This is a genomic window from Altericroceibacterium indicum, from assembly GCF_009828105.1.
Classification (GTDB): domain Bacteria; phylum Pseudomonadota; class Alphaproteobacteria; order Sphingomonadales; family Sphingomonadaceae; genus Altericroceibacterium; species Altericroceibacterium indicum.
Genome location: NZ_WTYQ01000002.1, coordinates 698,493 through 719,953, shown reverse-complemented (window position 1 = coordinate 719,953; position 21,461 = coordinate 698,493). Strand labels below are relative to the sequence as shown.

16 protein-coding genes are annotated in these 21,461 nt (G+C 54.6%); 7 read left to right on the top strand and 9 right to left on the bottom strand.

The window, feature by feature from the left end; genetic code table 11:
• Positions 1-4: 4 nt before the first annotated feature.
• The 6 genes from GRI39_RS08315 to GRI39_RS08290 form a co-directional block, all read right to left on the bottom strand.
• The gene (locus tag GRI39_RS08315; protein WP_160739190.1) at positions 5-2,095 is read right to left on the bottom strand and encodes a response regulator; all 2,091 of its coding nucleotides are present in this window, start codon (positions 2,093-2,095) and stop codon (positions 5-7) included.
• Positions 2,096-2,236: 141 nt separating this feature from the next.
• A complete protein-coding gene (locus tag GRI39_RS08310) occupies positions 2,237-3,463 on the bottom strand; it encodes a sensor histidine kinase (protein WP_160739189.1) in 1,227 nt (408 codons plus the stop codon).
• A gap of 157 nt (positions 3,464-3,620) precedes the next feature.
• Positions 3,621-4,685 (bottom strand): FUSC family protein, encoded by a 1,065-nt coding sequence (locus GRI39_RS14765; RefSeq protein WP_160739188.1) that lies wholly within the window; start codon positions 4,683-4,685, stop codon positions 3,621-3,623.
• Positions 4,682-6,130 (bottom strand): helicase HerA domain-containing protein, encoded by a 1,449-nt coding sequence (locus GRI39_RS08300; RefSeq protein ID WP_160739290.1) that lies wholly within the window; start codon positions 6,128-6,130, stop codon positions 4,682-4,684. The genes GRI39_RS14765 and GRI39_RS08300 overlap by 4 nt, the downstream gene beginning before the upstream one ends.
• A gap of 93 nt (positions 6,131-6,223) precedes the next feature.
• Positions 6,224-7,849: an alkaline phosphatase D family protein gene (locus tag GRI39_RS08295; RefSeq protein WP_160739187.1), complete on the bottom strand. Its 1,626-nt coding sequence runs from the start codon at positions 7,847-7,849 to the stop codon at positions 6,224-6,226.
• 26 nt (positions 7,850-7,875) lie between these two features.
• Positions 7,876-10,179: a TonB-dependent receptor gene (locus GRI39_RS08290; RefSeq protein WP_160739186.1), complete on the bottom strand. Its 2,304-nt coding sequence runs from the start codon at positions 10,177-10,179 to the stop codon at positions 7,876-7,878.
• 291 nt (positions 10,180-10,470) lie between these two features.
• Here GRI39_RS08290 and GRI39_RS08285 point away from each other — a divergent pair, with 291 nt between their 5' ends.
• The 5 genes from GRI39_RS08285 to GRI39_RS14570 all read left to right on the top strand — a co-directional run bounded on the left by GRI39_RS08285 (position 10,471) and on the right by GRI39_RS14570 (position 15,685).
• Positions 10,471-11,169, top strand: coding sequence for a response regulator (locus GRI39_RS08285; RefSeq protein WP_160739185.1), 699 nt, complete (start codon positions 10,471-10,473; stop codon positions 11,167-11,169).
• The gene (locus tag GRI39_RS08280) at positions 11,166-12,551 is read left to right on the top strand and encodes an ATP-binding protein (protein ID WP_160739184.1); all 1,386 of its coding nucleotides are present in this window, start codon (positions 11,166-11,168) and stop codon (positions 12,549-12,551) included. The genes GRI39_RS08285 and GRI39_RS08280 overlap by 4 nt, the downstream gene beginning before the upstream one ends.
• Before the next feature lie 62 nt (positions 12,552-12,613).
• Entirely contained in the window at positions 12,614-13,309 is a 696-nt protein-coding gene (locus GRI39_RS08275; protein ID WP_211371489.1) for a carbonic anhydrase, read from the top strand.
• A gap of 2 nt (positions 13,310-13,311) precedes the next feature.
• Complete coding sequence (locus tag GRI39_RS08270) at positions 13,312-14,838, top strand: SulP family inorganic anion transporter (protein ID WP_160739183.1); 1,527 nt, start codon at positions 13,312-13,314, stop codon at positions 14,836-14,838.
• A gap of 259 nt (positions 14,839-15,097) precedes the next feature.
• On the top strand, positions 15,098-15,685 hold the full coding sequence (locus tag GRI39_RS14570; protein ID WP_160739182.1) for a MarR family transcriptional regulator: 588 nt from the start codon (positions 15,098-15,100) through the stop codon (positions 15,683-15,685).
• Positions 15,686-15,705: 20 nt separating this feature from the next.
• Here the strand turns inward: GRI39_RS14570 and GRI39_RS08260 are convergent, their stop codons facing one another.
• Positions 15,706-16,164, bottom strand: coding sequence for a MarR family winged helix-turn-helix transcriptional regulator (locus GRI39_RS08260; protein WP_160739181.1), 459 nt, complete (start codon positions 16,162-16,164; stop codon positions 15,706-15,708).
• Positions 16,165-16,385: 221 nt separating this feature from the next.
• Between GRI39_RS08260 and pobA the strand changes: the two genes are divergently transcribed.
• A complete protein-coding gene (gene pobA, locus GRI39_RS08255) occupies positions 16,386-17,555 on the top strand; it encodes a 4-hydroxybenzoate 3-monooxygenase (protein WP_160739180.1) in 1,170 nt (389 codons plus the stop codon).
• Here the strand turns inward: pobA and GRI39_RS08250 are convergent.
• Positions 17,534-18,733, bottom strand: a complete 1,200-nt coding sequence (locus GRI39_RS08250; protein WP_246204990.1) for a GGDEF domain-containing protein — start codon at positions 18,731-18,733, stop codon at positions 17,534-17,536. The genes pobA and GRI39_RS08250 overlap by 22 nt on opposite strands.
• 171 nt (positions 18,734-18,904) lie before the next feature.
• On the bottom strand, positions 18,905-19,672 hold the full coding sequence (locus tag GRI39_RS08245) for a siderophore-interacting protein (RefSeq protein ID WP_160739178.1): 768 nt from the start codon (positions 19,670-19,672) through the stop codon (positions 18,905-18,907).
• Positions 19,673-20,041: 369 nt separating this feature from the next.
• Between GRI39_RS08245 and GRI39_RS08240 the strand changes: the two genes are divergently transcribed.
• A complete protein-coding gene (locus GRI39_RS08240; RefSeq protein ID WP_160739288.1) occupies positions 20,042-21,454 on the top strand; it encodes an aldehyde dehydrogenase family protein in 1,413 nt (470 codons plus the stop codon).
• Positions 21,455-21,461: the final 7 nt, after the last annotated feature.

Sequence of the window (21,461 nt, the reverse complement as noted above, 5' to 3'; positions counted from 1 at the left end):
GAATTCAAGCAGCAGGGTGTTCGGCAATATGCTGTTCAAACAGATCGCCGCAGGCCGTAACGGTCGCGGCGATCATTTTTTTCAATTGTGGCTGGAAGGATGTGGCCAGAGCAATTTCCTGCTTCCTGAACAATTCAAGGCAATCGAGCAGCCCCTCGGCACCAATGTTGAGCGCGACGCCTTTCAAACTATGGGCACAGTGGCGCACGGCTTCATGGTCTTTTGCCTCCACAGCATCGCTCAGCTCTTTCCCATAAGTCGTAAGGTCATCGCACACAGCATCCAGAAGCTTGCTGCGATAGCTGGCCGGAAGGGCAGTGAAGGCCTGGCAGAAGGCATCTTTGTCCAGTACACTGACTGGAGCTTCTGCTGCGATGTCCGGTGCATTCTGCAGCACTTCCTCCAGCGCAAAACGCAAAGCGTCACGGCGGACTGGTTTGCTGAGGCAGGCGGTCATTCCAGCAGCCAGCAAACGCTCGCGCTCGGCATGAAGGCTATGCGCGGTGATCCCGATGATTGGAACATGAGCGGGCGGGCCATCTAATTCGCGAATGGTGCGCGTGGCAGTTTCACCATCCATGACGGGCATCATGACATCCATCAGCACGGCATCAAAGGACTTCTCCTTGAGCCGTTCCACCGCCAAGGCTCCATTTTCGACCGTTTCAATATGGCAACCAAGGCTTTCAACCTGACTGCTGATAACATAGCGATTGGTCGGTGTATCCTCAGCCAGAAGGATGATTGGAATTCGCCCCGAAGGCATTCGCAAGTGATCACTTTTTCTGCCGTTTTGGCCTGTCAGCGGTGCTTCCAGCAAAGGCAGATGGAGATGTAAGATACCCGGCTCTTTGATCGTGATGGAGCCATCCATGCGTTCCGTTAATCGTTTGGCGAACCGCATCGCTGGATCACCGATGCTGGCTTTTTTGCTTTTCGCGAGGTTGGCCCATTGGCCTTGATCCTGCACTGTGATGGAGATGGCCAAACCCTCGTCCCAATCGGCCAGAACCGTTACATGTGACCCACTGTCCAGGGCGGAGCCGATCAGGCAGTCAGACAATTCGCGTAAGTTCTCGGGGTCAGCCATGATCCCTTCAGGCACGGTCGGGCTGATCGTGAGTGACAGGTTATCAGCAGTCGGGTGGAGTTCCTGCCAATAGCGCTGTGTTTCGCGCAAGGCGTTATGTGCATTGATTGCAATAGGGTGAAGCGTGATGGCTGGCCTTGTCCCTTCCGCTTCCTCCAGCAATTCGCCGATCATGGCGGACAACTGTCCGGCGGAGCGAGAGGCTACGTCAATCCGCCGCTTCTCCTCCTGTGTATGCGCATCAATGGCCAGAACTTCGAGAGAGCCGGTGAGTGAAGCGAGAGGTGTACGCAAATGATGACCGACAGCGGACAGGAAACGGTCGCGTGCCTGAAGCGCTTCTTCCGCCTGACTCTTGGCGATTTCCAACTGCCTGGTTGTGCGGTTGAGTTCCCGCACGCGGCGCTCTGCCCGAAGCTGCAGCGCTTTGACCTGACGTTCAGCTTTCCGGCTATTGGTAATGTCACGGACACTGCCATAGATGCTTTGAAGAGAGCCATCCTCGTCCAGCTCTCGCCGTAAGGACCAGCGAAGCCACCGTATTCCCCGCCCGGGGTGAATAATACGATGGTCAAACTCATGAGATATGCTGGCCGGTAGGTCATGCATGAATGCATAATAGGCTTTGAACACTCGTGCTTTGTCGAGCGGATGGAGCACGCTTACGCCGGATTCTACAGTGACATCCTTTTCAGGGTCGATACCGAGCAGCCACACCAACTCATCCGAGGAAGAGTAGCTTTCCCCACTTTGCCAGTGAATTGTAGCCATTCCGGCCGTGCGTTGTGCGTAAAGCAGTTTGGCGTTTTCAATGGTCAGGCGTTGAGCGAGATCTTCTTCACGGCGCTGCAATTCCCGATTGGCGAGATCCAGCTCCCGCATTCTTTTATCGAGCACGCTTTCGGCATCAATCAGTGCATTTTGTGCGCGATTGAGGCGGCGGGCCATGATTTCCAGCCGCTGTTCAACGGGCAGGTCGTCCAGTCCGGTATGTGTCACTGCCATTGGTGCCATCCCGCTTGCCCAAAGGATCGCCAGTCTGAGCGCAGGCTCTTCCCGGCGGAGCTATTGCTCTTCATACCTGCTGATATAGCGGATGATCGTGGATGCGCAAAATGTTGCGGCTTCGGGCCTCAGCTCAGTCTTTTACGAAGGGAGCGGTGTCGCTATCCCGAAAGGCATTTCCAGAATGATAGACCGGTTTCCAGGCATTGAAGTGTCAAATGTCAGACTGCCATCCAGTGACCGGGCCACTTTTTGGCAAAGGGTAAGCGTCATCTGAGCTTTGCGCAGAGCGTCATCTTTCCCGGCGGCATGAGCGCGCTGATCAAAAAGCAGATGGGTGCGCTCAGGCCCGATGGTTTCTCCGGATTCCGTGAGTGCAAAACGCAGATTGATTGCGCTATCGACTGCATCGCCGCAGGGCCTGCAGGTCAAGATTGTGTGCTTGCGACCACTATATTTCATCAGGCAATCAGCCAGATTGAGAAGTATTTTGAATAATCGCTTCTCGTCGCCAATCAGCCCGTAATGGCATTCATTTTCGATATTCAAGGAAACACCCTGCGGTAATGCCTTTTCAGCAAACTCGTCTGCGATCATCTGAAGAAGGGCTGAAAGATCAAACGGCTTTTTGAAAAGCTGTAACCCATTTCCCCCCAAATGGGCTTGAAGTGACGCAATCTCGACCTGGCTGGAGAGTGTTTTTACCGTCACTCCAATCTGCTGAATATTGCGGTCTCGTTCCAGTTTGGACGTTTGATCTTCCATGTCTTTCAAAAGATCAGCGACGCCTGCGAGCGGGGTGCGTAATTCCTGGGTAAGCTCCTGAAGCAGGTGAAGGCGTGTGTCTGCTTTGTCGGTAGCAACCGCCAGTTCTTCACTCAAAGCATCCGCATCCTGCTCAGCTTTGGCTAACTTTCTGGCGACCCGCCTGCGTTCGGCATCAATGAATGCAAGCGCGTTGCTGGCCCGTCGCTCAGGGTCATGAGGTTTAACAAACACCCCTTGGTTTCCAGCCGAATGGTAGGCGATGGTTTCGGCATAATCGGCTAAATTATCCAGCTTCCGTGCATTTCGCCTGAGCAGCAGCAAAAGTGGAGTAACCATGAAGAAGAACAGAAAAAATACAATGAATATGCCTGTTGCCAGTTCTGTCCACGTTTTGTGAGCTTTGATCAGTTGCTCGTGCTGATCAGGGATTTCCGTTTCTAAGGGAAGCGAACTGAATGTTGTCTGGCGAGAGGTGGACTGAGGCGCATCAATTGGTAGCGCGGTCGATTGTGCCGGGATGGAGATCAGCAATATGGATGCGGATAGTAATATCCGTATCTTAACAAAGGTTTGTGCAAGCAGAGAGGGGAGTTCGTTCATCAAAACATCAATAAAAACAGAGTTCTATGAGGAAAATGAAATTAGCCATGGGCAACAACAAATCTTTGCTATCAATGTCAGGATTAGCAAATTAATCTCTTACGTGCATTTGCAATATCGCTAGGAGGCAAGCAGTCAATATTCAGAAAAATATTTCTTATTGATCTGTTTTCAGTTTCTTCGATCGCTCAGCTTGGCTTGAGAAGCTGTGAATGCAAAGCGCTCCGATAAAGCCAATGATTGCACCTAGGATGGTATCCAGCAGGCGATCAGCCATGAGCATAGAGACGTGGCTGTCATGAAGGTTAGGTGCATCTGCCAGCAATATGGTGAGCGGCGTTATGAAGATCACAGCAAATCCATAATGGCGCACGATGGCGCTCTCGATGCAGAAGTTGAGCGAGGCAATCGCCAGGGCAACAATCCATGGATCATGGGCAAACGGCGCGATCATCCAGGTTGCACCAATCCCGATTAACGTGCCTACGCTGCGCTGAATCTGTCGGCTCCAGGCCTTGCGCATATTGATGCCCTGAATCACTGCAAGGCAGCTCACGGGGACCCAATAGGGCCGGCCAAGCTCCAATACATCCGCTGCGGCAAGCGACAGAAGAACGAACAATCCGGTCAATAGCGGCACGCGCCATTCGATTCCGGCTACTGTCTGTGGAACTGGTGAAACCGGCGCAATTTGCTTCACCTTCAAGGCATAGAGGCTGTATCCCCATGCGATAAGGCAGGACAGTGCCGCACTCGCCCCCATTACGGCTACTTTGACTGGCGCTTCGGAGAGGCTGCCCGGAGTATAGGCGCCAATGGCGGTGGTCATCACGAAGAACAGGCTTCCGGGCGGGATCAGTTGGAACCGGCGGCACAGTGCGGTCGTTACGACAGCCACCAGAAAAATTATCGGCAATGTCAGGCTGGGAATGACGTGGCACAGCAACCCCAGAGCATAGCACAGCGTCAGCATTGCGCCGCAGCCTGCCACTGCCAGCATCCGGCGCGGCAGAGCAAATCGTGGCAGATAGATAAAGGTGAGCGCGCCCAATGCCCCGATGACACCGAGGTCCATCCGGCTCAGAGCTGCGCCGACGGACAAGGGGATGAAGCTGGCAAGTGCCGCACTAAATGGCATTTGCCAGGGGCGGTCACTGGGCTGGAACGTCAGCAATTCGCGGCATTCGTGAGCAAGCCAGGACTGGATGGCCCCTCGGTTCACGCCGCTGCCGTTGTCGCGCCAAGCTGTGGGATAGTGATGGTGCGCCTCCCTCCAAAATCTGTCCGCAAAACGATCAGGCCGTTTTTCTCGAAATGATCGAGCAGGCGCCGAATACGACCTGATGAGCTGGTGCCATAGGCATGGGCCAGACGATCATCATCAGGGCAGGGCTCTTCCAGCAAAGCGGCAGCGACGATGAGCATATAGGGCGCAAGCAGGTCTTCCGGCACGGACTTGCCTAGGCGCATGGCCGTTTGACGCTGCTCTTCATTCAGATGATGCAAGCCGCCAACGGCATAAGCAAAACGGCGGCGAAATTCCGTCATGCCGAGTACGGTCCCGGCCAGCCGCTGCATACGGCAACGCACGGTGAAATCCTGATACACTCCTGCCGCAGACTGATATGTTGCATCCTCAGAAGCTGCCAGCTCACGCAGGATTTCATCGATGATATGCTGGCCTTCTTCCTCAGTAGGAGGAGGGTTGGCAGGATCATCTTCCACTTGCGTGAAAGCGGTGATCCGCTCCTCCATCTCTTCCGGGCTCTGCTGCGGTGGTGGTGGGGGTGGCGGTGGAGGAGGGGCCATTTCCTCCAGCTCTGCCATCAACAGCGCTTCCATGTCCTGCGGGGACGAAGTGGGGGGCGGGATCAGGCTGGACGCTACAGCGCGTGACGATGTGCGTACTTCGCCAATGCGCACCGACACTGGGCGGCGGCAGATGGCAGGCCCCAGTGCAAGGAAGCGGCCGCGTTCGAGGTCACGGATCTGTTCAGCCTGCCGGCGTTCCATGCCGAGGAGATCGGCTGCGCGCACCATATCGATATCGAGGAATGTACGGCCCATCAGGAAGTTGGAAGCTTCAGCGGCTACATTCTTGGCGAGCTTGGCCAGGCGCTGCGTGGCGATAATACCTGCAAGGCCCCGCTTGCGGCCACGGCACATGAGGTTTGTCATGGCAGCGAGCGACATGCGGCGGGTTTCTTCATTCACTTCGCCTGCCGCGGCAGGGGCAAACATCTGCGCTTCATCCACCACTACAAGGGCCGGAAACCAATGTTCGCGCGGGGCATCAAACAGGGCGGAAAGAAAGCCCGCGGCGCAACGCATCTGCTGTTCGATTTCCAACCCGTCCAGCGCCAGAACCACAGAGGCGCGATGTTCTCGAATCCGTGCTGCCAAAGCCGTGATTTCCCGGTCGCCATAAGCCGCGCCATCAATCACGACATGGCCGAAAGGTTCAGCCAAAGTCACGAAATCGCCTTCAGGGTCGATCACGACCTGTTGGACAAGGCCAGCGCTTTCTTCGAGCAAACGGCGCAGAAGGTGGGATTTGCCAGAACCACTATTGCCCTGAACAAGCAGGCGCGTGGCCAGCAGTTCTTCGATATCGAAGGTAACCTGCTTGCCTGTATTGTCTGTGCCGATGACGATCGAAGTGTCCACAAGGGGCTGATAGCGGGCAATTGCTTCAGCCCCAAGGGGTGGCGGCAGGTTTTCCCGAGGAATCACGGTTGTCGCAATTTCTCCGGCGAAATATCAGACGTTTTCAAGCACACGCTGGCCCGGACGCACGCGCATGGCTTTGCTGCTGGCCAGCGTCAGATCGCGCTGGCGAATAGTGGACATGAAGTGCCATGCACCGTTCACCGCCTCAGGCGTCAATTCCAATGACACATAGCCGCGCTGGCTTGTATCGGTGAAGGCAAGACCTGGATTGGCGTGGCGCAAGGCATTGGCCACATCGGCTGGTGCAGCCCCTGTGATATAGGTTTCAAAGCCGGGTGAGGTGACGCTATGTCCGGCAAATTCCACCCCAACCCGGTTTTTGCCATGCATGAGGTTATTACCCCAGGCATTGTGGCTGTCCCCCGCCAGTACGACCAGATCAGCATCGGCTGCCAATGCGGCTTCATACAGACGATTGCGGGCAACGGGGTAGCCGTCCCAGGAGTCAAAGTTGAATGGGAGACCCGCCTTGGCAGCAGCAGCACCGATTTCAGCAAATTGCCGAACCTGTGCCGGGGCATTTTTGGGAATCCAGTCCAGAGTTTCTGGTGGTGAACTGAGCGTGCCCATCACCACTTGTTGCGCCATGATCTGCCATTGCGTGCCGGACTTCTTGGAATTGGACAGGCCGTTAAACAGCCACTGTTCCTGATCCTGCCCCATCAGAGTATGCGATGGGTCCATCCAGACATTGTCGCGGAAATCGGTAAGGGCTTTGGCAACATCGCCGCCATTGGCCAATGCCTCCTTCAGACTGACCTGCTTGGTGCGCGCTGTCAGGCGGGTTTCGGTGATGAAGATCGTGGCCAGATTCCCGATCTGATAGCTATCCCACGGCTTGTCGGACACCGGAAGCCATTCGCGATAGGCCTTTTCAGCAGCAGCCTTGCGAACCGACCATGGGCCTTCCGTAGCGGGCTGATGATTTTCGGCACCACCCTTCCAGCTATCATTGGCGCTTTCGTGATCGTCCCAGCGGGCGATCATCGGGAAAGCCGCATGGAGTGCCTGAAGGTCTTCATCCATGCGATAGGCAGCATAGCGCAGGCGATAATCAGCCAGCGTCACAGTTTCATGATCCGGCTGGATCAAACGGCCTGGAACGATATGGGCTGCATCGGGATATGTACCGAGATTATACTCATAAAAGTAATCGCCGACATGGATCATCAGATCGATATCATTGCGCTTGGCTGCATGGCCATAAGCGTTGAACCAGCCATAACCCATGTTCGAACAGGAAAAGAGACCAATGCCGAAGCGGGAAATATCGCCCTGCGGCAAGGTGCGGGTTCGGCCCACCCGGCTTATGGAACCATCTGGTGCTACGAAGCGGTAATAGAACCAGCTATTGGCGGGCAGATCACCAATTGTGATCTTGGCTGTGTGATCTGCATCTCCGCGAGCGGTGACGTCTCCGCCACCAACAACCTGTGTGAAGCCCGCATCACGGGCGATTTCAGCCCTCAAAGTGGTGTCATTAGGCGCGACATAGCGCGTCCAGAGCAGCACGCTGTTCTGGGTCGGCTCGCCGCTCGCAACGCCATGGGAGAAGCCCCGCGCCGTCAGAATGGCGGCGGCTCCCGGCACCGAAAGTGCACCAAGGCCCAACATGCCGAGTTTGACGAGCGATCTGCGATTGATCGAAAGGTCCATCACCGTTTCCTTGTCTTCGCTCTGCTTCAGAACTTGGCTGTCAGTTCAACGCCGTAAAAGCGCGGTTCTGCCGGGATGAAGGTTGGAATGCCGAAGGCACCACCCGTATTGCCCGCATCCAGCAGGTAGTTCTTGTTGGTGATGTTGCGGCCAAAGGCAGCGATTTCATACCGGTCGTCAGCAAAGCTGAAACCTGCACGGGCGTTGACCAGCGTCACCGCATCCTGGCTGATCAGTTCGGAGTTTGGCACTTCGAAATAGATCTTGCTGCGATAGGTGACCGAAGGCGTTGCGAAGAAACGGACGTTTTCGGTGACAGGTGCATCGACAGTAAAGCCAGCGGCAGACTGCCATTCAGGCTGCAGGCGGAAGTGATCGCCGGCATAGATGCCATTGGCTGCCTTATTGTCGATACCACCATCGATATAGCCGACATTACCGAACAGGGTCAGCCAGGGGGTTGGGCGCAGATAGAGTTCTGCTTCAACCCCAAGGTTGCTGGCAGTGCCGGCGCTTTCAGTGATGGTATTGCCTGCGCTGTCGCGGCGGGAAACCTGGAAGTTATCATATGTCTGGTAGTAGACGCCAAGCGATCCGGACACGATGCCGCTCGCCAGTTTGACGCCCGCTTCATAGTTCCAGACATTTTCGGCCGGAATATTATTGATGTTAGGCACGGCCACGCCGTCCACCTTTTTAGCAGCAAGGCTTACGGTCGGAGAACGACGACCCTTCGAAATGGTGGCGTAGACGTTGACCTGAGGCGTGATGCGATAGAGCACGTTGAAACGCGGAAGCAATGCGGTGAAATCGCTTTTGCTTTCGAACGTTTCCCCATTGGTGTTGATTTGGCCGGGAATAAGCGAACTGCCCGTGATCACCGAATTGGGAACATTGGTGACATAGCCGGATTTGCGTTCTTCATAAAGGAAGCGCGCACCAGCAGTCAGTTCGAGAGCTGGCGTTGGAATCCATGTGGCGTCTGCGAAAGCGGAGTAGCTGGAGTTCTTGCCCTTGTTTTCGAAAACCGAAGAATAAGGAAGAACGGTAGCGGCGCCTTTTGTCAGTAAGGCAGTAGCTTGTGATGCGGTGACAGTGCCATCCGCTGCGATGCAGCCGAGGCCTGGAATGAGATTGGCCGCGCATTGCAGGAAGGTGCCTTCTTCCGAAGAGAAAGGTACGCGCTGGTAATTATTCTCGTAGAAAGCATTCCAACCAACAGAGCCGCGGAAATTATCGCTATTATAAGCGAAGCGGGTTTCGTGGCTGACCTGCCAGCCATGGGATTGTTCAGCAAATTCGAGATACCAGGCGGCAGACCCGTCGGCATCGAACACTTCATCACTGTCAAACTTGCGATAGCCATTGACCATAGTCATCGTCCAATCGCCGCCGAGATCCCAATTGACGGTCAGGTTGCCATCATAAACATCGCGGTGGAGGCCGAGCTTGTCAGAACCGAGCACTTCGCCAGACAGTGGCGATCCGGACAGATTGGCCGCGCCGAAGGGGTTGGCCGGGCCGTTGGCAGTGGGGTAGGTGCCGGAAATGAACGGCGTGCCAGAATTGCGCTGACGGTCATAGGTGCCGATCAGGTCAACCGTCAGATCGTCAGTCGGGGTGTAACGCAGCGAAGCGCGGATGCCCAATTGATCCTTGGCGTATAGATCGCCCTGTGTTGTGCTGAGGTTTTTCACATAGCCATCGCGCTTTTGCCATTCAAAGGCGACGCGGCCTGCCAGAACATCATTGCCCGCGTTGAGATGCCCGGAAAGCGTCTTGGCGTTGTAATTGCCGTATGATCCGCTGATTTCGCCTTCAAACCCTTCATGTGGCCGGGCGGAAATCATGCTGATTGCACCCACAGCTGATGCCGTGCCGAACAAGGTTGCCTGCGGTCCTTTGATGACTTCGACCCGCTCCATATCGTAAATGCCCTGATAAGAGCCGCGCGAGCGGGAAATATCGACCCCGTTATAATAGAGCGTTACGCGAGGGGCCTGCTGGGCTGAGCCGCTGTCTGATGTAATGCCGCGGATCACGATCCCCGGATTGTTGGCGCTCTGTTCCTGAATGTTAAGGCCGGGAACGTAATTGGACAATTCATCAAGATCGGTCACGCCGAGGTTTTTGATTTGCTCGCCGCTCATCGCGCTGATGGTCATTGGCACGTCAATTGCGCGCTGTTCGATTTTTTGTGCGGTCACGATGATCGAATTGTCATCCATTGTCGCGTCGGCTGGTGCATCTGCGGCATCTTCGGCGTGAGCGATGGCCGGAAGGGTCGAAACCCCTGAGAGCAGAATGGCGATTGCAGTAAGGCGGCGCATGTGAATTTTCCCCTTGGGACCCTGAAACATATTATGCTGGGCTGCCAATTGCGCGCAATCGGTTACATGTTGATGGCGGGACCGTGAAATTTTTGTGACGAATATATGGCTCAATGATGGCACTGTTAGGGCGGAGCAGAGCTGAGGCTTCGACCGATCAGGAGCTGAAATTGACCTTGCTCCTTCCACTCTGTTTTGCAGGAATATTGTGCCAATCTATTCGCAAGGCTTGCATCTTTTGGCGGAAATGCACAATTCCTTCTCCCAATCACCCCAGCAGCATGGCAGCACATGAAAATATTGATCGTCGAAGATGATGGCCCTTTGCGCCTGCTGATTGCGCGGACTTTGCGTGACCACGGCTTTGAAGTTGTGGGCGTTGCGACCTCCGCTGAAATGCGCCCCATTATAGAAGCCGAAGATGTCCAGCTTGTCGTGCTCGACATCATGTTGCCGGGTACCAATGGCCTCGACATCTGCCGCTGGCTGCGCGCGCGCAGTTCCATTCCTATTATCATTATCAGCGCTCGCGCGCAGGAAACGGACCGGATCGTCGGGCTTGAATTGGGGGCGGATGATTATCTGTCAAAGCCGTTCGGCCCCGACGAACTGGTGGCACGGGTGCGTGCTGTGTTGCGCCGGGTGAATGGCGAAGTCGCCACCGGGCCGCGCACCAGCCGGATCCGCTTTGAAGGCTGGACGATTGACCGTGACCGCCGCGAATTGCTCGCCCCGAATGATATTCAGGTCCCCCTGTCGGGCGCAGAATATGATATGCTGCTTACTCTGGCAGAAGCCGCCCAGCGGGTGGTGAGCCGGGACTTTCTCCTCGAACAATCGCGAGAGCGTTTTTCGAGCGCGTCTGACCGCAGCGTGGATGTGCTGGTCAGCCGATTGCGCGCGAAGCTTGGCGCTTACGACGGTCAGGCGATTATTAAGACGGTGCGCGGAGCCGGCTATATGTTCACCCCCGCGATTGAGCGCGAATGAGACGAATCCGCCTCTGGCCAAAGGGGCTGACAGGGCGAGTGATGATTGTCCTGCTTGCGGCTATCCTGGTTGAATTTGCCGGAACGCTGCTTTTATTCGGTGAAGCTGAGCGTCTGCTTTTGCGCAGTGGTCAGGCGCACCGCGTGGCAGAACAATTGGTGGTAGCCGACCGGGTTCTGAGGCTCACGCCGGAACGCAACCGCCCCTATGTCGCGCCGAGTCTTTCCACCCGACACGTCCGTTTTGCTCTGCATGACAGTGCACCTGCAGACCTGAATGAAACGCGCATATCCAACGCTGCGCAGCAGGAAATCATCTCATGGGAGCCATCTTTGCAAGGGCGGGTGTTGCGGCTGGGAATTACCCCGTCGATCAATGGTGAGATGCCCAACCGGCTGGTCGGTGCATTACAATTGGAAGATGGCAGTTGGGTCTATTTCCATTCGCGCGAAGCGATCAGCATCTGGCGCGCGCCGCTCAATTGGGTGATATCTCTGTTGTTTCTGGCGGGCGCAGTCCTGCTGGTGGCGGCATTGCTGGTGAGAACCATGGGCGCGCCGCTGCGTGCGCTGGCATCGGCAACCGATAGTATCGGATTTGCGGAGCAGCGCATCATTATCGAAGCCAGCGGACCGCAGGAATTACGCCGATTGGCGGAAGCTTTTAATGCGATGCAGGAACGGATTGAGGAATTGCTCGAGAGCCGAACACAGGCTTTGCTCGCCGTGAGCCACGATCTTCGCACACCGCTTTCTCGCTTAAAGCTTCGCCTGCATGGGCGGATGCGCCCGGAAGACCCGGAAGCGATGCGTGCGGATGTTGAAGAGATGCAGGCGATGCTCGATTCATTGCTTGAATATCTTGGGGGTGGTGACGGTACGCGCAATGACCCGCCAACGCGTACCAATCTGGCCGCTCTGGTGCAAACGATCGCGGAAAATGCGGAGGAAGCCGGCCATGATGTCCGCTGGGAAGGACCCGCACGGTTGGAAGCAGTGATTCAGATCAGCGCCTTGGGCCGGGCAATCACCAATCTCGTCGAAAATGCGGTGAAATATGGTGAGCGTGCCGAAATCCGTTATTTTCCAGAGGGCGAGCAGGCGGTGATTGAAGTCAGGGATCGCGGGCCGGGCATTGCCCAGGATATGTTGCCGCTTGTTACACAACCCTTCTTTCGCGCTGATTCGGCGCGCGCGCGGGATACAAAAGGCTTGGGGTTGGGCCTTGCCGTTGTTGACCAGATCATATCCCAACATGGTGGTGTGCTGGTTCTGGAGAACGTAGAAAACGGCTTGATTGCGAGGATTTCATTACCCGTTGAGGGCGGATCATTTTCCCGAAATCAGAAAAAAAAGAGCGGAAATATTTTGTTACGATTTTGATGCGTTGCAGCAACGTCGACCTCCTACCTCCTTCATCACAAACGCCTGCAATGGGCTTATAAATGGAGTTGAAGATGGAGATCATTGGTGGTGTTGCTCGCTTTCAGGGCGATGTCTTTCCTCAGCAGCGCGATCTGTTTCAGGCCCTTGCCCGTGACGGGCAAAAACCGAAAACCTTGATGATTAGCTGTGCTGACTCTCGCGTTGTACCTGAATTGATTACCCAGTCAGGCCCGGGTGAACTGTTTGTCTGCCGTAATGCCGGCAATATCGTTCCTCCCTTTGCCATGAAGAACGGCGGTGTTTCCTCGGCTGTTGAATATGCTGTGGTGGCTTTGGGTGTCAGCGAGATCATTATCTGCGGTCACTCCGATTGCGGAGCAATGAAGGCGTTCTTCAACCCTGAAGCGCTCGAAACCATGCCCAATGTGAAAGCTTGGCTGTCACACGCCGAGCCAGCGCATGAAGTTGTCCGTACCTGCTATGGTCACCTTGACCATGATGAGCAGGTACAGGCCATGGTGCTTGAGAATGTGGCTATTCAGCTCGTTCACCTGCAGAACCATCCTGCCGTTGCAGCCGGTCTCGCTGCAGGCAAGCTGAGCCTCCACGGTTGGTTCTTCGATATTGAATCCGGCACGATCAAGGCGCTCGATTCCAATGGTGAGTTCCGCGACACGAACAATCCGGATGATCTGCCGGTCGCAGTGCCTGCCCGCAAGCCCCGTTCTGTTTCCCGCATCGTGAAGGCTGCCTGATTATGCCACCATTGAAGCTTTTCTCTTCGGAGCAGGGCAAGGGCACGTTTGGCCGTGATTTCGCGGCGTCATTCGTCGTGTTTCTGGTTGCCATGCCCTTGTGCCTCGGTATCGCCATCGCATCCGGCGTTCCACCGGAACTGGGTCTGGTGACGGGTATCATCGGTGGGATCGTCGTAGGTTCTTTTGCCGGTTCACCGCTTCAGGTCAGCGGCCCTGCCGCTGGCCTCGCTGTGCTGGTGTTCGACATGGTCCAACGGCACGGCATCGCCGCGCTTGGGCCGGTTTTGTTGCTTGCCGGTATTTTGCAATTTGCTGGCGGTGCCTTGCGGCTTGGCCAGTTCTTCCGCGGAGTTTCCCCGGCGGTGGTACATGGTATGCTGGCCGGCATTGGCGCGATGATCGTATTACAGCAGATTCATGTGCTGATTGATGATACGCCGCGCAGCGATGGTCTGTCTAACCTGGCCGCTATTCCGGGGGCCTTCATGGGCCTTCAGGATGATGCGATTTCCGCGCTCATCGTCGGCCTGGCTACTATCGCCACGATGGTCGGCTGGGACAAATTTAAGCCTGCTAGTCTGAAGATGATCCCCGGCGCGCTGGTCGGTGTGGTTGTCGGTACGGGTGTGGCGATGGCTGGCAATCTTGCCATTCAGCGCATCAGCCTGCCAGAGAACATCGCCAGTGGACTGACTTTGCCGAGCGTTGAGAGCGTCTCAATGCTGTCTGATCCGGCTTTGATCGGCCTGGCCTTTGCATTTGCCTTTATCGCCAGCGCAGAAACTCTGCTCTCAGCGGCTGCTGTGGATCGGATGCAGGACCGTGTGCAGTCCAAGTTCAACAAGGAATTGAGCGCACAGGGTATCGGTAACTTTCTGTGCGGTATGGTCGGTGCTCTGCCGATGACCGGGGTTATCGTGCGTAGCTCTGCCAATGTGCAGGCTGGTGCAATGACACGCCTGTCCACCATCCTGCACGGGATTTGGATTTTGGGCTTCGTCGTGTTGCTGCCCTTCATTCTGGCTGAAGTGCCGACTGCGGCTCTGGGCGGTGTTCTGGTGATGACCGGTATCAAATTGGTAAAAGTTGACGATGTTCGTCATCTCTTCGCCCATTACGGTCCGCTTCCGGCTCTCATCTGGGCGGTGACCTTCACGCTGGTGGTTACTGTGGATTTGCTCACGGGTGTTGTGGCAGGTCTTTTGATGACGCTGATCGAATTGTTGCCGCAGTTCCGCAAGATGCGCCTCAAGATCGAGGAACGCCGCCATTCTGATGATGACCATGAAATCGCGCTGGAAGGCAAAGCGACAGCCATTTCTATCGGCAAGATCGCCAGCCTGCTGGACCGGCTTCCCAATAAAGGCCGCATCCGGTTGAATCTCTCACAGCTCGACTTTGTCGACCACACCATTTCAGAATTGTTCTGTGAAGCGCTCGTGCGGCGCAAGAACAAGGGCATGGATATTGAAGTTGAACGAGGCGGGAGCAACCGTCACGACAGGATAGCCAACGCTTTAGCCTGATAGCCGGAGGGGTTGGAAGAGGTCCCCTGCTTCTTCCTAACCCTTTACTCCCCCTCCGCTTCTTGTCCGGTGGTGCCAATAGGCACCGCCGGATTTTTTATGCCCACTTCAGGCTTGAAATCGGGAACTACGGGGGGTGAGTATGCTTTAGTGAATAAAATTAGTGTAAATATGGTTTAATTTCGCTTAATGATTGCGCCCGCCGCTAATAAACAGCGCATTCTAGTTGTGATGAATGGGCGGCATTGTGAGTTTTTGAGTGCGAAGACGTAAAGGGTTGCTTGTTAAGGAGCATGCTTCGCATTTTCAGAGTCGGGGGAAGCAGATAGTGGCTAGTAAAAGTCAGCCAGATTTTGAAGAGTGGGCGCTTAATTTTGATAAGTTCTATAAATCTGCTTCGCGCGCAGAAAGTGAGTTCCTGTTTACCCATCACATGGTGAAGGGCGCACGGCGCTGGCTTAATCTTGTAGATGAATTGTTGCGTGACGACGATGGACAATCGCGCGCGCGCTGGCAAACTTTGGCCGCTATCATATTTTCCGAAGGTCCCATTGCGACCCTCGACCTGTCTTACCGCATGGCCGTGCAATGGCCTACCCTTATCCGGACTTTGAACGAGCTGGAAAAGGATGGCATGATTGTACGAAAAGTTGACCCTGCTGACCGGCGCTCGCGCCTTATTTCTGCGACTGAGCAAGGCATTACGCTGTTTAATCAGGCGCAGGCTATTCTCGACCCCAAGCGTGAAGAAGTGCTGAGCGAATTCACAAAGGAAGAACTGGAACTCGGCGCCAAGGTGTTGAACCGCTTTGTTGTGAGCTTGGAAAAAAGCAAGTCGGCCATCTGACATCGCCGGGAAATGGCCTGTCAGGAAGCGGAAATCCTTTTCAGCATGTCGAAGAGCTGGTCTTTTTCCGCGCTGCTTAACTGGCCGAGCAGAACTTCTTCATGCGCTTCGATCCGGTTGAAACTCTCTGCCAGAATGCGCTGTCCCTCTTCTGTTAGATAAAGTGATAATGCGCGCCGGTCTTGCAAGTCAGTTCGGCGCTCCACCCATCCGCGTTCATTCATCTCATTGATGAGGCTGACCATGTTGGGGCGCTGAATGTCCAGCATTTCTCCAGCTTTGCCCTGATTGATTCCAGGGTTATCCGAGATCAGAGACAGCAGGCTGAAGGAAAGGTGACGGACACCTAAACCCTCTACCGAAGCAGTGAAGTCCTTGCGCAAAATTGTCCATGCACGGCGCAATTGATAGCCGAACAAATTTTCCAACGGCCCGAAGGATAGTGTTTCCGTGCCAGCATCAGTGCTGGGCTCAGGCATGGAGCTACGGCTGTTCGCGATGGTCTTTCCCCTTTCGACGCAGTTCGTAACGACAGTGATGCTTTTTGCCAAATCCCTCGCTTGCGAGCCTGTGAGATATCCGTTATGTCACATAACAATAAGGAGAATGCTTTGGTTCTGGCAAGGTCCTATGTGGCCTGCTTGCGGCATATCTTGGCGAAGTTTTGGAGAATAGGAGCGGGCGTCGCCCGAAATCACTTATGAAAACACAGGTTTGCATTATCGGCGCTGGTCCTGCTGGCTTGCTATTGGGCCACATGCTGCGTGCAGAAGGTATCGAATGTGTGGTTTTGGAGCGGCAAACGCCTGACTACGTCCTTGGCCGCATCCGGGCTGGTGTGCTGGAGCAGATCACCGTTTCTTTGATGGAGCGGCTGGGACTGGACCAGCGCCTGAAGGCCGAAGGCTTGCCGCATGATGGCTTTAACCTTGCCGATGGTGAAAGACTGATTCACATCGATATTGCCGGGCTGACGGGCAAGCATGTCGTTGTTTATGGCCAGACAGAACTCACCCGTGATCTGATGGATGCGCGTGAAGAACGCGGCCTTGAAGTGATCTATGAGGCGAAGGATGCCGCGCTATTCGATATTGAAAGCGATGCGCCTTATGTCACGTACCAGAAAGATGGCGCTGAGCACCGTATTGATGCGCGGATCATCGTGGGATGCGATGGTTTTCACGGACCAAGCCGGAAGGCCATTCCCAATACAGTCGGCAAGGAATTTGAACGCGCCTATCCGTTCGGCTGGCTCGGTATTCTGGCGGATGTTCCGCCTTGCAACCATGAATTGATCTACGCCAATCACGAAAGAGGTTTTGCTCTGGCATCCATGCGATCCGAAACGCGCAGCCGCTATTATGTTGATGTGCCGCTGATAGAAAAAATCGAAGATTGGTCGGATGACCGGATCTGGGATGAGCTTGCTATACGGCTTGGCCCTGATGCGGCCGCTCATATCACGCGCGGGCCCAGCATCGAGAAGAGCATTGCCCCATTGCGGTCCTACGTTTTTGCGCCAATGCGCCATGGCAGCTTGATGCTATGCGGAGATTCTGCGCATATCGTTCCCCCCACAGGTGCCAAGGGGCTGAACCTTGCCGCATCTGATGTGCATTATGCGGCTGATGCCCTCATCGCTTTCTTTAAGCGCAACAATGCCGATGCCATTCCGGCCTATTCGGACAAGGCGCTGGCCCGCGTATGGAAGTCGGAGCGGTTTAGCTGGTCTCTCACCAAGCTCTTGCATCGTTTTCCTGAAGATGGTCCGTTTGAGCGTGCTATGCAGATTGCTGAGCTGGATTACATCGCGTCGAGCAAGGCAGCGCAAACCAGCATTGCCGAAAATTACGTTGGCCTGCCGGTGTGAGTGATAGGTTGAGCCGCCCCAACAAGCGGTGACCAAACGGGCTGACTAGAGAAAGGTGACCTTGGCGGAGGCGCGATTTCAACGCGGTTCCGCCCCGTTCTCTTGGCGTGATAGAGGCTTTCATCAGCGCGACGAAAGGCCTCTGTCAGCGTCTCTTCCTTGTGGAAAATAGCGATCCCGAAGCTCGCCGTAACCATATGGTCATCGGGAATGTCCTTATGGACACTGGCGATGAAGAGACGGCGAATATTCTGCGCAAGAGCGGCTGCATTTCCTCCATTGTGCCCTGGCATCAGCAGAGCGAACTCTTCGCCACCAAATCTTCCAGCCATATAACCTGTGCCCTGCAATATGCTTGCGAAATTACGCAGGACTTCATCGCCTGCCAGATGGCCAAACTGATCGTTAACCTGTTTGAAGTGATCCAGATCGCATAGGATAAGTGCATCGCCTGACTTACTTTCTTCAGACGCGATTTTATCAAATGCAGCCCGGTTTAACAGGCCTGTAAGCAGATCTCTTTCCGCGTTCGTCCGGTGTTCTGTAATCACTTCGGTGATAACCCGGCTGACGATCGTCAATACGGTAATCATTGCAAAACATAAAATTGTTACAACTAGCTTGTTGGCAGCTGCTGAATTGACGACTTCGTAATATTTTGAATTAATTGGAAATATAAAAGGGTAAACGCTTGCTCTTATGAAAAAGATTGCTCCTATGCCGAATAATGAAGAAGCTAGAAATAAATTCTGCCATTTTGCTTCAGAAACGGTGGCGAGCAGATAGGTGCTTTTCCAGATGCCTAAAGCGCAAGCGAGTTGGAAAGGGATATTCTGGAGAATGTAGGGCGTTGGTGTATATAATATCGCAATGGATAAGGCCAGAAGTGATAAATTGAAGGCATCAACCCAATAATATTGCCGATTGTCATTCAACAATGCTGAGATAGAAAAGTTGATGCAGAAAACGGCTCCTCCAAGCAGAATGATGATGAAAGCGATATAGTCTGTAGAAGACTGAGCCACGGTGAGGGCCAGCGTTTCTATAAAACAGAGAACCATCGCTAAAAAGAGCCACCCCAGCACTCTTTTATGACTGCGTAAAACATAAAAAACAGCCATGCAGAGGGTCGCAAGCACCACGAAGATGCCCGCCTGTGCGAAACCGATATCAACCATAAAATTCACGGCGAAAACCCGCCCCCCCATTAATCCTTACGTCCCAGTAATATTAATAGATGTGATTGCTGAATGTTATTGTAGAATCGTCTCAATGGGAAGCGGTCTTGTAAATGATGAGGAAGAGGCAATGGTAAAGCTGAACTTTTCGGCTATTTGATGGTGAGTAGTTCAGTCGTCGCTGATGCTTTGCATATATTCGCGCTTGATGCCTTTGTGCGAATCTTCGTTGGCACCTTTCTTCCAGTAGCTGGAAAAGTAGAGTGCTTCGCGTGGTAGTTGTTTCTCTGCCACGAAGTAGCTGCGTAGCTCACGCATGGAGGTGAATTCGCTCGCAGTCCAGGCATAGACCGAACCTTCGGGCCAGCCCTGTTGCTGCAGGGTGTTTAGTAGCAAGTCAGGGTGCTCGCCGGGGGCGGGGTTGACCACCCAATGAAGGGTCACGCCTTCGGGGTGGGCGATGTCCTGCTTGTCATCCTCATGCTGAATTTCAAGAATGGCCATTCCTTTGGCATCATCGGGCAGCCGCTCCAGATTCACGCTGATCGCCGGAAGGGCCGACATGTCACCCGTGATGACATAATGATCGTAACCGGGGGGTAGTGGTTTGGCCGGACCGGGGCCGCCCACCATAATAGTATCACCAACCGAGGCGCTCAGTGCCCATTCGGTTGCTGGCCCGGCATGGCCTGCGACATCATGCATGACGAAATCAATATCCAGCGCGTCAGCCCGCTGAGCGCGGATAGTATAAGTCCGTACAACTGGCTTTTCCGATCCGGGTGCGGGCGTAAGCCTCAGTTTGACATATCCGCCTTCCTGCCCATCGGGAAAGCCTTCAAGGCCTTCTCCCCCGATGGTGACGCGGAGCATGTTGGGTGTGATCTTTGTCTTTGAGAGAACTTCCAATTGTCTTGGAGCAGGGCGTCCCTGGGGCATAAATTATCCCTTTATAATGTTATGGCATGGCACAGACTCTATTTGTGCCGGAGGTGCGATTGCACGGTGCCTTGAGGCAAGAGGTAATGCGATGGATTCGCATTAGCAAGGCGGATGCCCTGATTTGATACGCTCTGATACACTCCGACACCCCGTTTTTCCGTGGTTTTATTCTTGGATGTGAAAAAACACGCTAAATTTGGAATATTTATAAGAGATAGCAATTTTAGGGCTGACTATCCCATGGTGGCACCTTATCTAATTCGAGCAACCGTGACGAATGACAGAGCTTTTGCGGTGTGTGAGAGCGGTGGTGGCTACACCTGAGAAGGGTCGCTGAAGCCTCACGAAGTTAGAGAGGAATGAATGATGGACCATGATTTCAAACTGCTGATTAACGGTCAGGCTGTTGACGGCGCATCCAGCTTTGACGTTGTTAATCCTGCCACTGGCAAACCTTTCGCCCAATGCCCCAAGGCTGATGAAGCACAGCTCGATCAGGCTGTCGCTGCTGCACGGGCTGCTTTCCCTAAATGGGCGGCAACACCGGTTGAAGAACGCGCGGCCATGATCGAAAAGCTTGCCGCCGCACTTGAAGCGCGCGCGGCTGAATTTGCCAGTCTGCTGACGCAGGAACAAGGCAAGCCGACTGAGCAGGCGATGGGTGAAGTCATCGGCTGCACATTCATTCTGCGCGCTTTCCGTGATCGCCGGATCGAAGAAAAAGTCCTGCGCGATGAAGGTGGCAACAAGGTCATCGAACATCGCACACCCTTGGGTGTTGTAGCGGCCATCACACCGTGGAACTTCCCGCTCATCCTGATGATGAACAAGGTTGGCCCTGCGTTGATTACGGGCAACACGATGATTGTGAAGCCAGCACCGACGACCCCGCTCACCACTTTGCTGTTTGCTGAGCTGGCCAAGGATATTCTGCCCGCTGGCGTGTTCAACGTGATTTGTGACCAGAATGAACTGGGTTCCAAGCTGACTGGCCACCCGGAAGTGGACAAAATCGCTTTCACAGGTTCCACCGGAACTGGCAAGAAAGTGATGGCTTCGGCTGCTGCTATGGTGAAGCGTGTAACGCTCGAACTGGGCGGTAATGATGCGGCAATCGTGCTGGATGATGTGGACCCCAAACTGGTTGCGCAGAAAATCTTCGATGGTGCGATGACCAATGCCGGCCAGATTTGCGTTGCCATCAAGCGGGCTTATGTACCGAGCAACATCTATGACGAATTCTGCGAAGAAATCGCTCGTATTGCCAATGAAGCGATCACGGATGATGGTTCCAAGCAGGGTACGCAGGTTGGCCCGATCCAGAACAAGATGCAGTTCGACAAGGTTCGTGAACTTCTCGACGATGCGGCAGAGAAGGGCACTGTCCTTGCAGGCGGCAAGCCGCTTGATCGCGATGGTTATTTCATTCCGCCAACAATCGTGCGCGACCTTCCCGAAGATGCCCGCCTTGTGCAGGAAGAACAGTTCGGCCCGGTCCTTCCGGTTCTGAAGTATGATGACATTGATGACGTGGTGGCCCGCGCCAACAATTCCGACTTCGGCCTCGGTGGCAGCGTCTGGTCAAAGGATGTGGCCAAGGGAACCGAGGTTGCCAAGCGCATCGATACTGGCACTGTCTGGGTGAACCAGTTCCTTGCGATTGACCCGAATATTCCGTTCCGTGGCACCAAACAGTCTGGCCTTGGCGCTGAACTGGGTGAAGCAGGGCTCAACGAATATACGCAGGCGCATATTGTGAATGCCGTCGAACTGGCCTGATCGGTTA

Excerpts from the sequence above, each read along its gene's own strand:
- GRI39_RS08285 (WP_160739185.1), top strand. The coding sequence starts at position 10,471 with ATGAAAATATTGATCGTCGAAGATGATGGCCCTTTGCGCCTGCTGATT.
- pobA (WP_160739180.1), top strand. The coding sequence starts at position 16,386 with ATGAAAACACAGGTTTGCATTATCGGCGCTGGTCCTGCTGGCTTGCTA.
- GRI39_RS08245 (WP_160739178.1), bottom strand. The coding sequence starts at position 19,672 with ATGCCCCAGGGACGCCCTGCTCCAAGACAATTGGAAGTTCTCTCAAAG.
- GRI39_RS08280 (WP_160739184.1), top strand. The coding sequence starts at position 11,166 with ATGAGACGAATCCGCCTCTGGCCAAAGGGGCTGACAGGGCGAGTGATG.
- GRI39_RS08260 (WP_160739181.1), bottom strand. The coding sequence starts at position 16,164 with ATGCCTGAGCCCAGCACTGATGCTGGCACGGAAACACTATCCTTCGGG.
- GRI39_RS08240 (WP_160739288.1), top strand. The coding sequence starts at position 20,042 with ATGGACCATGATTTCAAACTGCTGATTAACGGTCAGGCTGTTGACGGC.
- GRI39_RS08275 (WP_211371489.1), top strand. The coding sequence starts at position 12,614 with ATGGAGTTGAAGATGGAGATCATTGGTGGTGTTGCTCGCTTTCAGGGC.
- GRI39_RS08290 (WP_160739186.1), bottom strand. The coding sequence starts at position 10,179 with ATGCGCCGCCTTACTGCAATCGCCATTCTGCTCTCAGGGGTTTCGACC.
- GRI39_RS08295 (WP_160739187.1), bottom strand. The coding sequence starts at position 7,849 with ATGGACCTTTCGATCAATCGCAGATCGCTCGTCAAACTCGGCATGTTG.
- GRI39_RS08310 (WP_160739189.1), bottom strand. The coding sequence starts at position 3,463 with ATGAACGAACTCCCCTCTCTGCTTGCACAAACCTTTGTTAAGATACGG.
- GRI39_RS08270 (WP_160739183.1), top strand. The coding sequence starts at position 13,312 with ATGCCACCATTGAAGCTTTTCTCTTCGGAGCAGGGCAAGGGCACGTTT.
- GRI39_RS08250 (WP_246204990.1), bottom strand. The coding sequence starts at position 18,733 with ATGGTTGATATCGGTTTCGCACAGGCGGGCATCTTCGTGGTGCTTGCG.
- GRI39_RS08315 (WP_160739190.1), bottom strand. The coding sequence starts at position 2,095 with ATGGCAGTGACACATACCGGACTGGACGACCTGCCCGTTGAACAGCGG.